Annotated in this window: 8 protein-coding genes and 1 pseudogene; 5 read left to right on the top strand and 4 right to left on the bottom strand. The window is 59.0% G+C overall.

Features of this window, described 5'->3' with window-relative positions:
• The first annotated feature begins 439 nt into the window (after window positions 1–439).
• The gene (locus DV706_RS17395; protein WP_049889895.1) at window positions 440–1876 is read left to right on the top strand and encodes a dihydrolipoyl dehydrogenase; all 1437 of its coding nucleotides are present in this window, start codon (window positions 440–442) and stop codon (window positions 1874–1876) included.
• Window positions 1877–1904: 28 nt separating this feature from the next.
• Here the strand turns inward: DV706_RS17395 and DV706_RS21540 are convergent, their stop codons facing one another.
• Window positions 1905–2081: a hypothetical protein gene (locus DV706_RS21540; protein ID WP_161569813.1), complete on the bottom strand. Its 177-nt coding sequence runs from the start codon at window positions 2079–2081 to the stop codon at window positions 1905–1907.
• 96 nt (window positions 2082–2177) lie between these two features.
• On the bottom strand, window positions 2178–3458 hold the full coding sequence (locus DV706_RS17400; RefSeq protein WP_006067010.1) for an RNA-guided endonuclease InsQ/TnpB family protein: 1281 nt from the start codon (window positions 3456–3458) through the stop codon (window positions 2178–2180).
• A gap of 533 nt (window positions 3459–3991) precedes the next feature.
• Between DV706_RS17400 and DV706_RS17405 the strand changes: the two genes are divergently transcribed.
• From DV706_RS17405 to DV706_RS17420, 4 genes and pseudogenes are all read left to right on the top strand, one after another.
• Complete coding sequence (locus tag DV706_RS17405; RefSeq protein WP_006067009.1) at window positions 3992–7273, top strand: bacterio-opsin activator domain-containing protein; 3282 nt, start codon at window positions 3992–3994, stop codon at window positions 7271–7273.
• Between the two features lie 445 nt (window positions 7274–7718).
• A pseudogene (locus tag DV706_RS17410) lies at window positions 7719–8216 on the top strand (SDR family oxidoreductase); the annotation flags it as partial.
• Window positions 8216–9238, top strand: coding sequence for a patatin-like phospholipase family protein (locus DV706_RS17415; protein WP_006067007.1), 1023 nt, complete (start codon window positions 8216–8218; stop codon window positions 9236–9238). The pseudogene DV706_RS17410 and the gene DV706_RS17415, both read left to right, overlap by 1 nt.
• 20 nt (window positions 9239–9258) lie before the next feature.
• Window positions 9259–9828 (top strand): carboxymuconolactone decarboxylase family protein, encoded by a 570-nt coding sequence (locus DV706_RS17420; RefSeq protein WP_006067006.1) that lies wholly within the window; start codon window positions 9259–9261, stop codon window positions 9826–9828.
• A 218-nt stretch (window positions 9829–10046) separates the two neighbouring features.
• On the opposite strand, the gene DV706_RS17425 is transcribed toward DV706_RS17420, so the two are convergent.
• A complete protein-coding gene (locus DV706_RS17425; RefSeq protein WP_006067005.1) occupies window positions 10047–11408 on the bottom strand; it encodes a dihydrolipoyl dehydrogenase family protein in 1362 nt (453 codons plus the stop codon).
• A gap of 107 nt (window positions 11409–11515) precedes the next feature.
• A complete protein-coding gene (locus tag DV706_RS17430; RefSeq protein WP_006067004.1) occupies window positions 11516–12031 on the bottom strand; it encodes a hypothetical protein in 516 nt (171 codons plus the stop codon).
• Between the last annotated feature and the right edge of the window lie 178 nt (window positions 12032–12209).

The following is a 12209-nucleotide window of genomic DNA, read 5'->3' on the forward strand; positions in this document are numbered from 1 at the left end:
CCAACACTCACGTGTTCGCCGACGTTCGTTCCAAGTACAACAACGACCCGACGACGTCGCTCGGCGCGGAACTCGCGGACGACGGCACAGTCGGTCGTCGACGACCACGGCCGCACGTCTGTCGATGGCCTGTTCGCTGTCGGCGACCTGCCCCCGGCCACAGTCGGATTCCCGTCGTGATGGGGTAGAACTTAAAAACAGGCGTCGCACTCCACAAAACTCTCCGCGAGTTCCCGAACTCCCTTGCGGCCCTCGAGGCCAGCGGTGCAGTCGACTCACAGGACATTCCAGCAATCGCTGCCGAGTTGGGGTCGAAGGCGAACACGCATTCGTCGGCAGACAGTGACCGAGCGAGCGTCAACACGATGACGCGCCACCGAACCGAGTTACTGGTTCGTAACTCGGAGTTTCATTAGCCATGCGCGTCTGGTATGTGTACATGGACGAATTCGATTTTCTGGTCATTGGGTCGGGCTCCGGGCTCGATGTCGCAAACGTCGCAGCAAACCAAGGACAGTCCGTTGCCGTGGTCGAAAAGGGGCCACTCGGTGGCACGTGTCTCAACCGTGGCTGCATCCCCTCGAAACTGCTGTTGTATCACGCGGACGTTCTGGAAACGATCGAGCGTGCCGATGAGTTTCATATCGACGCGGATGTCAACGATGTCGCCTTTGACGAGATCGTCCGCGACGTCAACGAGGAGGTCGAAGCCGATGCCGAGTCGATCCGCCGCGGACTGCGCTCGTCGTCCGCTCACGAACTGTTCGAGGGAGAAGGCCGGTTCGTTGACGAGCGGACCGTCGAAATCTCCGGCGGCGAGGACGACGGGACGCGCTTGCGAGCGGACACCGTCCTGATCGCCGCGGGAACCCGACCGTCGGTTCCGGATATCGACGGTCTCGAGGAGACGAACTACCTGACGAGCACCCAGGCCCTCCAACTCGAGTCACAACCTGACCACCTCATCATCGTCGGCGGTGGCTACATTGCGGCCGAACTCGGCCACTTCTTCGGGACATTCGGGACCGATGTGACGATCATCGGCCGCCGCCCGAACCTTCTTCCAGAGGCCGACGAAGAGGTCGCAGCGGCGTTTACCGACCGATACGCCGACCGGTTTACCGTACACACAGGACACGCTGCAACGGCAGTCTCAGAAACCAACGGCACAGTGACTGTCGAGGCGCAGCCGTACGAGTACGGCCCCAATGGCGGTATTCTCGAGGACGAAGCCCCCGTGACAGTGTCTGGAGACGAGTTGCTCATCGCGGCGGGGCGTGTTCCCAACACGGATACGCTGAATGTTGGTGCGACGGGCGTCGAGACTGACGCGCGTGGCTTTATCGAGACCGACGAGTACCTTCGGACCACCGCCGACGGCGTGTGGGCACTCGGCGACATCGTCGGCGAATACCTGCTGAAACACAGCGCGAACCACGAGGCACGGGCGGCCGTCAGGAACATCTTTGGCGACGAGCTGCAGCCAGTCGACTACAGCGCCATGCCGTTCGCCGTCTTCGCGTCACCCGAAGTCGCAGGGGTTGGCGCGCTCGAGCAGGATCTCCGCGCTGCGGGTCGCGAGTATGCGACGAATACCTATCGCTACGAAAACACCGCTCGCGGCGACGCGATGCACGCCGAGGGATTCGTGAAGGTACTCGTCGACTTGGAGGGCGAGATCCTCGGCTGTCATATTATCGGCCCGGAGGCGTCGTCGCTCGTTCAGGAAGTCGTCGTCGCGATGACCGCTGGATCAGGGACGGTACAGGACATTCGTGATGCCGTCCACATCCACCCGGCACTGCCCGAAGTCGTCCAGCGCGCGTTTTCCGGGCGGTTCACTCGCGGTGACGATGACGATCATCACCACCGATGAACTGAACTCGAGTTCGAAAAACGAGTGGTCACGCCACCGTGAGCGCGTCAATCCAGTCATCCGACTGAACCCAGGCGTCCTCGTCGCGTTCGTCGTAGACGATCAGTTGGTCGGATTCCGTTCGAACCGCCGAGTAGTGTTCGAGTGGGCTCGCATCGACGCCGATCGTTGGCTGCTGGTTGGGGTGTGTCGTATCCGTGGACATGGGATCTCTCCTCGATTAGTTACCTTACACTACTAGTTGACATCCTCCACACGACTGAAGTCGTGGGATTCCCGACCGCCGTTGGGATATTGTGGTTTACGACGTGACCTGTTCTTGAGGTGCGAACGCACCAGTTTCCTTGTCAAACAAGAACGTCGATGGCTGTGCCAACCAGCCGTTACTCCTATCACCGCCATCCGTGGCGAGACTCGGAGATACTTTTTGTCGAATGTTCTCAGCACCGTTCACATCCGCGTTCGCTACCGTACCACACCGATCACACACGTACAACCCACGTTCAACACGGTTCGCATCACGCTTGCGACCACAGCACGAACACGACTTCGACGTATCCCGCTCCGACACGTGCTCGACCGTGATGCCTTCCATCTCGGCTTTGTAGGCCAACAAGTCGGTGAAACGGTCGAACGCCCACGAATGCAAGTCCAAGTTCCCGTGTTTGCCCCAGTTCTTCGCCTCACCGTGCTCCTCATCCTCACGAATACCAGCGAGATTGCCCACCACAATCGTTCCAACACCTTCGTCCACACATCGTTCAACGATGTGCTTGGAAAGTGTGTGGAAATAGTGGGTACGGCGAGCCGATTTTTTCTGGTTCAATCGCGTGGCCTGCTCGGAGTCCGAATCGTCACACCGGGCAATCCGTTTGCTGAAGTAGTAGTCGTCCTGCTTCAAGCAGTTCAACGGGTACAACTCGGCGTGGCCGTCCTCGTAGGCGAGGGCGGCGAAATTGTTGATACCGAGGTCAACACCCACGGTCTTCTCACCGGGTGCTTCGGACACTTCGATTTCGACTTTACAGACGAAGTGGAGCTCCCACTCGTCACCCGTCCAGATGCCCCTGACTTGTTGGACGCTCTCCACGGTGGAGAGGTCAACGTCGGGGCGAGTTTCGTATTCGCAGAGGATGAAGTCCGACCAGTAATCTTTGAGATTCGAGCCTTTGGAGAGTCGGACGCGGTTGTACTGGGTGTCGAGTTTGAAGCCTTTGTTCTTGAACGTGACCGTCGAACGTGGATGGTCGTCGCCGTGTTTGCGGTAGCCGGGCGGGTTCGCTCGCGTGTCTCCGTTGCGTCGTTTGCCGTACCAGCCGTTGAACGCCTCAGCGAGTTCTTGAAGGACTCGCTGACTTGACTGAGAATGCAGGCCATCATAGCGTTTGTGCGACTTCAGGTACGCGGTGAGTTCGTCGTGTTCAGGGATGTAGCCGATTTCATCCCAGACGCGACTGATTGTCCACCGTCCGACGTTCCAGAGCTTTGAGGCGGCGAATCCGAGCGAATCAAGATCGTCGGACACCTGTTTATGATTCCTGACGGAAGCAGTGTAGGTGCGAGTGACGACCTGTTTCGCCATACATAACCTATGTAGACAAACCTACTTGAAGGCATGGATTACGCAGCGTGGAATATCCCGCTATACCATCGAACGGTGGACTGTGTAGTGGGTTGTCGGGTTCATCCCACGACTGAAGTCGTGGGCTTTCTCCTCGATGTTCTGTAACGTCGGCTCGTGTCGAGGGTCGTGAACTGCCTCGAGGTCACGCCCAGAGTCACTCTGTCTTGACCGCCTGTGAACCGCCTCGGGGTCAAGTGGTTCGAGAATCGGAGATTCTCGTCATCACGGAAATCGGAGATTTCCGTACGACCCCGAGGCACTCGCCTTGCTCATCTGTAGAACCCATCCAAACACTGGGTAGCTTCAACATTTGCGGTACTCGGCCTGTTCAGGCTGTCGGTCAGTGCATCCCTGAACGGAGCGGTCGGCTGGGAAAATCGTGGTGGATTAAGAGAATGAACACTTCGTGAATGCTTATATTTGCACGTGTTTTCACCTTCATTTACATTTCGGTGTTGTCGATTTATGTTGGTGAAACACGTAGCACTCATATGGTTAACAGCTCCTCTCTGGTCGACGAATCGTTTCTGTCTGAGGTGATAGCTGGAGTGCCATACGGGATTCTCGCACTCAACGAAACCGGGGTGGTTGTCTTCGCTACTCCTTCGACCGAGAGGTTGCTGGGCTACACGCCAGAGGAGCTCGTCGATCGTTCTATCGAAGGACTGTTTTCGGGAGATCGGTCATCGCTGCTCGAACAGTTCCGTCACGAGGCGAACACGACGACGTCTGGCGGTTCCGAGATCCCGCTCTCGCTTGTCGATAATCGCGGTGACGATGTTCCCGTCTGGCTCTCCGTAACCGAAGCGATGTACGACGACCAACGATATTATACGCTCACACTCCGGGAAGGTGTGGCGGAACACCCCCGGAACCGACGGTCCAGCAGGGACGAACAACCCTTAGAAAGAATCGTCGAGCAGGCGATCGACGGAATCGTCGTGGTCGATCTCGAGGCAGACGACATCGTTGAATGCAACCGCCAGTTCTGTGACATGCTGGGCTACCAATACGAAGAGCTGATGTCACTCGATCCGGGCGATCTTTTCCACGACGAACTCGACTGGGTTCGTGAGCGTATCGAGCAGGATCTCACGGAAGCAGCCGGGTGGAACGGCGACCTAGCGTACGACACACGCAGTGGCGACGCCATATCGACCGAAACGTTCGTTTCACAAATCGAAGTCGACGACCGACCGTTCCTGCTCGCGACGGTCCGTAGCAGCACAAGACGGAACACGTACGAGAGACAGCTAAAGGCACTCAACGACGCCAGTCGGCGACTAATGGACGCCGATACGGCCCACGATATCGGCGATGTGGTCCTCGAGGTTGTCCAGACTGTATTCGGACGGTCGCTCACTGCACTGTGGCTCTATGAGCAAAATAACGACGTTCTGCGTCCGCTGGCCGCGAGCGAAAAGGTATCATCCCTATCAAGTGGGAGTGCGATCGACGCGATCGGCCCGATCACGTCAGAGACGACCGAGATGGAAATTTTCCGGGATGGCGAGTCCGAACTGCTCGAAGCGTACGACGATGTCGACAATCCTGCACACCCCGAAATGTCATTGAAGTCATTACTCGTGGTTCCACTCGGAGGCTACGGACTGCTTGCAATCGGATCAACGACGGTAGAAGACATCGACCGATCGCTCCGGGATCTCGTCGACATCCTCGCACAGACGACGCAAACAGCGTTCAAACGTCTCGACCACGATCAGGCGATTCGTCACCGTTCTGCGGCGATTGACGCTGCAACCGATAGTATCGGTATCAGTAACCACCACGGCGAGTTCACGTACGCAAACGATGCGTTGGCCGACTTATGGGGATACGACGAGACTGACGATCTCATTGGAACAACGTGGGACCGCCTCTACGCTGACGACGAGATCGAACGCTTCGAATCGGACATCCTTCCCGTCGTCCAGCAACAGGGACAGTGGCGAGGAGAAGCAGTCGGTAAACGGACCGACGGAACGACATTTCCACAGGAAATCTCACTCAGTGCGCTCGACAACGGTGGACTAGTGTGTGTCATTCGAGATATTACGGACCGAAAATCGCAGGAACAGCAACTGGAGATGCTCAACGAGGTGGCACATGAGCTGATGAAAGTCCACTCTCGAGAGGAAATTGCCGAGATCGGTGTCGACGCCATCGAGAACGTTCTTGGCTTCGAGGTCGCCTGTTTTCGCCTGCTCAACCACGAGAAATCGATACTCGAACCAGCCGTGTTGACGACAGGAGCCGAGAGGCTGGTCACATCTCACATCGCGTACGATCTCGAAGCTACGCTCGCCGGACGTGCATTTCGGGTCTCAGAACCCGTATCGACTATTCCGCTGTCCGGCGAGTTTGGCCGTTCCTCGCCGGTCGAGTATCCAAGTGTTCATATCCCAGTCGGAACGCACGGTGTCGTGAGCATCATCGTCGAAGACGACGATGAGGTTGACGACCGCGATATTCGCCTTGCTGATATATTGGCGGTTGCCGTGCGGACGGCAATCGAGCGGACCGAACAGACCCAACTGCTCAAAGAACAGGAGCACGAATTACGCCAGCAGCGCGACCAGCTCGAGACGCTGAACCGAATCAATACCCTTATTCAACTGATCGAAAAGAAGCTCGTCGAGGCAACGACTCGATCCGAACTGGAATCGACAATCTGTGAACAGCTGGCAGCATCCGAACTGTACAGTAGCGCGTGGATCGGTGACGCTGAAGTGACCACTGATCGAATCGCAGCGCGTGCCGGTTCCGGAATCGCGGACGCTGACCTCAAGGCGATCAACGAGACGCCGCTCTCGAGTCTCGGAAACGGGACCGTCGAAAGAGCGCTCGAAACGGGAGACATCACGGTCATCAGACAGTACCGTCTCGAGGGAGGCGTGACCGACACCGATTCGGACGATCAGGACAGGCAGGTCGAGACAACGGCTGCAGTTCCCATTATTTACGGTGATCGGATATACGGCGTGATGGTGGTTCACGGCACTAACGAGGATGTGTTCGGCGAAAAAGCGGTTCGAGGGTTCGAACTGCTCGGGCAAATAACCGGCTTCGCAATAAGTGCAATACAGAATCGGAAGATCCTGCTCTCCGATTCGGTCGTCGAACTCGAGTTCGAGGTCGCGGATCCACGGGTGTTTTGTCTCAACGTGACAAAAGAACTCGACTGCCAATGCAAGCTCGAGCGGTCAATTCCCATTGACGAGGGAAAATTCATGCACTACCACACGATTACTGGTGCAAAACCGGCGGACGTCCTCGAACTCGCGGCCGAGGCTGACCACGTTGAGGACGCGACGGCAGTTGCCAAACGCGATGATGGATTCGTCCTCCAGTCGGTCACGCCGGAAGCCCCAGCCGAAACGGCGTTGCAAGCCGGGGCAACCTATCAATCGGCCGTGGCCAAAGACGGCAGGGGACGATTGGTTGTCGAAGCGCCACAGTCCGCGGATATCCGCGAAATCGTCGCCCAGTTAGAAGAGGGGTTTTCGACCGTGGACCTCCGATCGAAGCGAGAGCGTGAGCGCTCGATTCATACTGCCGATGAGTTTCGCGATGTCGTCGATGCTCAACTTACCGAAAAACAGCGGACAACGATCGAGTCGGCGTACTTTTCAGGGTACTACGACTGGCCGCGCGAGATCACGGCTGAGGAACTAGCCGACTCGATGGGTGTCTCGTCTTCGACGCTCCACCAACACCTTCGGAACGGTACTCGGCACCTTCTCTCTGCTTTCTTTCAGGATCAGGACAAGTGAGGGGCGATTCCGTCGACTCATTTCGTCGGTCTCGAGGTTGGTGCTGATAGCCGTGTCTCTCACATCAACTGCCTTCGGGTCAAGCCTCTGGACATCTGCCTTTCGTTTTGTTGATATCGCCCTGAAGAGTGGTTGACGAACCGCCAAACAAGATGTTAATGACCGGCGAAGACAGGGCAGAGAACACCACCTTCACACACCAAGAACCGAAGATTTCCGACGACGCCTGCCACGCTCGCACTCGAAGACGAACCGATGACAAGAGGTGACGCCCAACAGGAGCGGACAAACAATGGATCACACACCGAAGTCGTTGTGTGGACGACACCGAAGAGCTTGAATCTCCGGAAAGGCTGATATCCATGCAGTCATAGTACTTTCCCTCCCGTGTACGGTGAGCGCCACACCGCTGTGGTTATATACCTCTTCTCAGGGTACGACCTCTATGACAAACGGTTCTACTGAATTGACGCCACCGGAGGTGACAGCCGACGATGTGCTTCGTGTTCCGGATGACCACTTCACAACGGATACTGTTGCGATCGTCACTGGTGGCGGATCGGGCATTGGACAGGCGACGAGCGTTGCACTCGCAATCAACGGGCTGACTGTCGCTGCCGTGGATATCGACGCGGAGGGACTCGAGGAAACGGTCGACGTCGCAACGGCTCTCGACGCAGAGGGGCGAGTCGTCCCGGTCGAGGGCGACCTCGCCGACGACGATGCCGTAGAGGCGGCCGTCGACGACGCTGCCGATCTCGGGACGATTCGCTACACCGCGAACATCGACGGGATGCAACACATCGCGTCGCTTGCTGACTTCCCGATGGAGACGTACGACTTCATGCACGATCTCATGCTTCGGTCGCCGTTCTTATTGTCGAAGCTGGTCATCCCACATATCGAGGCAACAGACGACGGCGTCGGCGCGATCGGGAACATATGAGTGAGACCGATCCGAGGAACGTCGCAATCGCCTGTCAGGGTGGCGGGAGCCACACCGCGTTCACCGCCGGCGTCCTGAAAAGACTGTTCCGTGAGTGGCCCGACGACTGTGAGCTCGTCGGAATCAGCGGAACCTCCGGCGGCGCGTTCAACGCCCTCGCGGCGTGGTACGGGCTCGTCACGGCTGATGAGGCACGCGCCATCGAACTCCTCGAGGCGCTGTGGACCGATCTGTCGGCGACCGACGTCGGCGATCAGCTCCTGAACAACTGGGCCGCCGGGCTCTCGCGACTCGAGAGCAACGGCGTTCCGATTCCACAGCTCAGCCCGTACCAGACACCTGGCTCAGAGGCTGGGAAAGACCGGATCCGCGAGACGCTCGAACGCCACATCGAGTTCGAGGAGATTCCCGGCCTCTGTACGCAAAACGCTCCGAAGCTCGTCATCGGAACGGTCGACGTCAATGCCGGTATCTTCGAGACGTTCGTCGACGAACAGGTGACACCACAGGCGGTGCTCGCGTCGGCTGCCGTTCCGACCCTGTTTGAGGCCGTCGAGATCGACGGCCACCTCCATTGGGACGGTCTCTTCTCGCAGAACCCGCCGATCGACGACCTCATGGCCGGCAACGCCGGCCGCAAACCGGACGAACTGTGGGTCATCCAGATCAACCCCCAAGAGATCGAGGGCGAACCCACCTCGCTCGAGGAGATTGCCGACCGACGCAACGAACTCGCGGGGAATATTTCGCTGAATCAAGAGCTCCACGTCATCAAACGCGTCAACGAGTGGATCGACGCGGGACACCTCCCCGAGGACGAATTCTCGAGGACCGCCGTTCGACGGATCCCGATGGAAAAGAACTACCACTGTTCGACGAAGGTCGATCGCAGCTCGTCGTTCATCCGGGAGCTGATCGACCTCGGTGAAACGCGTGCAGTCGCGTTTCTCGATGCCGGCCCGCCCGACGAGAGCGCGTACACCGTCTCGGAGCCACGCCACAGTCATCCAATGGACTAACCGATCACAACCAAACACACATGCCACGACTGCCACTGCTCGAACTCGACGACATTCCGGAGGCGTATCACCACCTGTTCACCGACGACTACCTCGGCGACCGCCACATCTTCCGTGCGTGGGCACACAACCCCGAGGTACTCGAGGCGACCCTCGAGTATCTGAACACGCTCTACGACCAGCTCGGCCAGCGACGAAAGGAGCTGGTCATCCTCACCGTCGCACAGGCGCGCGGTGCCCGCTACGAGTGGCACCAGCACGTCGATATCGCCCGCCACAAAGGCGTCACGCTCGAGGAGATGCGCGCCATCGGCGGCGGTGATTTCTCGTCGTTCGACGACGCTGAGTTCGTCTTGCTCCAGTACGCTCGAGCCGTCGAATCGGGAACGGTGACGGACGAGATTCACGACGCCCTCGCTCGCGAGTATTCGCCGGCCGAAATCGTCGCAGCCGGTCTGCTCATCGATTTCTACGTCGGTCTGTGTAACTACATCGCGTCCGTCGACCTGCCGTTCGAAGGTGGCGAGTTCGTTGGCTGGACGCCCAACGACGAGGCGGTTTCCCGGCTTTTCGACGGGGAGTCGTCGTAGCTGATTCGGTCGCACAAGATCCCGAACCAACGCTTGCGGTGTTGCGGACGGAACGCTTTCGGTGCTCGTCGACGTCCCCACGACTATGCGTGTCTGTCGGCGCACATCGACGAAAACGAATTGACTGCAGGCACCGCCTGCGAGTGGTCGCCTGAGTGAGAGCCGACGCCGTTGATTCGAGTTTCTCGTCGCGTCTGTCCGCTCGGTGTGTTCGCCAGTCAGTTCGAGCTATCCCTGAACGCCGCTTCAACGACCTTCCCCAGCGTCGGGTGAGCGTGGATCGTATTCGCCACCTCGTCGACGCTGGCTCCGGTCCGCATCGCGACGACCGCCTCGTGGATCAGCATCGACGCCTCGTAGCCGATGATGTGACAGCCAAGAATCTCACCATCAGGCGTTGCGAGCACCTTCACGAACCCGTCCTCGAGTTTCTTCGCCCGCCCCATCGCCGAGTCGGCGTAGTCAGCCCGACCGACGACGTACTCACGGCCGTCGTCCTCGAGTTCCCTTTCGGTGGCCCCGACGCCGGCGATCTGGGGTTCGGTAAAGATCGTGTGTGGCATCGCGGTGAGATCGAGTTGGCGGCGGTCGTCGTAGACGACGGTGTCGATCACGTGGCGCGTCTCGTAGTCGCCGGAGTGTTTGAACAGCGCGTTGCCGGCCACGTCGCCCTGCGCCCAGACGTTTTGGGCGGCCGTCTCGAGATAGTCGTCCGTCTCGATGAAGCCACGGTCGTCGACCTCGATGCCGGCTGCCTCGAGGTTCAACGCGTCGGTGTTCGGCCGTCGGCCGAGGGCGACGAGAACGTCCGAACCGTCGACAGCGAGCGTCTCACCGTCGTCGGTCTCGGCGTGGACGCGATACCCGTCTCCGAACTCTTCGACGGCCGTCACCAGATGGCCAGTGTGGACATCGTGGCGATCGCTCGCGATCTCGGTCAGGGTCGCAGCGACCGCTCCGTCCTCGCGTGAGACGAGCGAATCGTTCTTTTCGATGATGGTGACGTCCGTGCCGATCGAGTCGAACACGTAGCCGAGTTCGACGGCGATGTAGCCGCCACCGAGGATGACGAGGCTTTCCGGTGGTTCGGTCAGGTACAGCACCTCTTTGCTCGTCAGATAGTCGACCGCCTCGAGGCCGTCAATCGGCGGCACAGTTGGGCGACTGCCGGTGGCGACGACGACCTTCTCACCGGTTACCGCCTGCCCGTCGAGTTCGACCGTCCGTTCGTCGACGAACGTCGTGCGCTCTTCGAACAGCGTGAGCCCCTCCGTGTTCCGGTATCGGTCTGCCATATCCGACGCGATCTCACCCAGCAGGTCGTCCATCTCGTCGACGACGCGCTCCCAGTCGATGCCCTCGAGGTTGGCGTCGACGTGGAACCGTTCTGCGTCCCGGACGTGGGTGACTGCGTTTGCGGCCTGAATCAGGATTTTCGATGGGTTACAGCCCCGATTGAGGCAGGTTCCACCGAGCGGCCCGGGTTCGACGAGTGCGGTCTCGAGGCCGTGTTCCGCTGCCGCCGCGGCGACGTTGTTGGCCGTGCCACCACCGATGACGATGAGCTCAAAATCGGTCATTCCACCGGTACCGACTCCGGGAACGTATAAATAGCGACCGGGGGTGTTCACAGACGAGACACGACCGACGAGACAGCGGTGTGGAGATGCTGTTTGAACGCCAAGTATCAGTGTTCGGAGTCGGCGATCTCCGCGTAATACTCCGCTTCCGACAGCTCTCCGTCGAGATACGCGGTGGCCCACTCGGGCTCGAGAAAGGTCATGAAATCGACACTCCCATCGTCATCACGAGCGGTCGGCATCGCTCGACGGTCGAACCCCTGCTCGACGATGTCGGCGTAGGCAGGCCCGAGGATTTCGATGTCGGCCTCGAGGCCACCGCTGTCGGTGTAGTCTGGAACAAACATCCCGTTCAATTCCCAGTCAGTGACCGAGAGTTCGTCGTCGATGGCGTCGACCATCTCCGCTGCGAGTTCAGTTGCCAACTCGTTTTGCTCGTCGGTTTCGCCGCTTTCGTCGCGTTCGTGACCGTTGTTATCGCCACTGTGGGCGTCGTCTGGCGCGCTCTCGCCGCTGTCGCTGACACACCCAGCGAGCGTGCCGCCGCCGATAGCGGTGGCGGTAGCGAGTACAGTTCGTCTCGAAACCCCGTCAGTTAGTTCGGATGCACTCCGCTGTTCCATACGGCCCGTCCGTAGTAGGCCGATAAGTTGGATTTGGTTCAATTCTCGAAAGCGTGGCCACAGGAGTTCTATGGCCTGACAGTTCTGCACACGAACGAAAGGTGGTCAGGACCACAGTCTTGTCGGCGACTCAGACTATAACAATCACTCACTCGGGGCCTGATACTCGACCATCGTG

It is taken from the genome of Natronorubrum bangense (assembly GCF_004799645.1).
Lineage (GTDB): Archaea > Halobacteriota > Halobacteria > Halobacteriales > Natrialbaceae > Natronorubrum > Natronorubrum bangense.

What these genes read in the sequence shown, in the direction of transcription:
- DV706_RS21540 (WP_161569813.1), bottom strand. Translation starts at nt 2,081, where the DNA reads ATGTCCACGGATACGACACACCCCAACCAGCAGCCAACGATCGGCGTC.
- DV706_RS17400 (WP_006067010.1), bottom strand. Translation starts at nt 3,458, where the DNA reads ATGGCGAAACAGGTCGTCACTCGCACCTACACTGCTTCCGTCAGGAAT.
- DV706_RS17395 (WP_049889895.1), top strand. Translation starts at nt 440, where the DNA reads ATGGACGAATTCGATTTTCTGGTCATTGGGTCGGGCTCCGGGCTCGAT.
- DV706_RS17405 (WP_006067009.1), top strand. Translation starts at nt 3,992, where the DNA reads ATGGTTAACAGCTCCTCTCTGGTCGACGAATCGTTTCTGTCTGAGGTG.
- DV706_RS17415 (WP_006067007.1), top strand. Translation starts at nt 8,216, where the DNA reads ATGAGTGAGACCGATCCGAGGAACGTCGCAATCGCCTGTCAGGGTGGC.
- DV706_RS17425 (WP_006067005.1), bottom strand. Translation starts at nt 11,408, where the DNA reads ATGACCGATTTTGAGCTCATCGTCATCGGTGGTGGCACGGCCAACAAC.
- DV706_RS17420 (WP_006067006.1), top strand. Translation starts at nt 9,259, where the DNA reads ATGCCACGACTGCCACTGCTCGAACTCGACGACATTCCGGAGGCGTAT.
- DV706_RS17430 (WP_006067004.1), bottom strand. Translation starts at nt 12,031, where the DNA reads ATGGAACAGCGGAGTGCATCCGAACTAACTGACGGGGTTTCGAGACGA.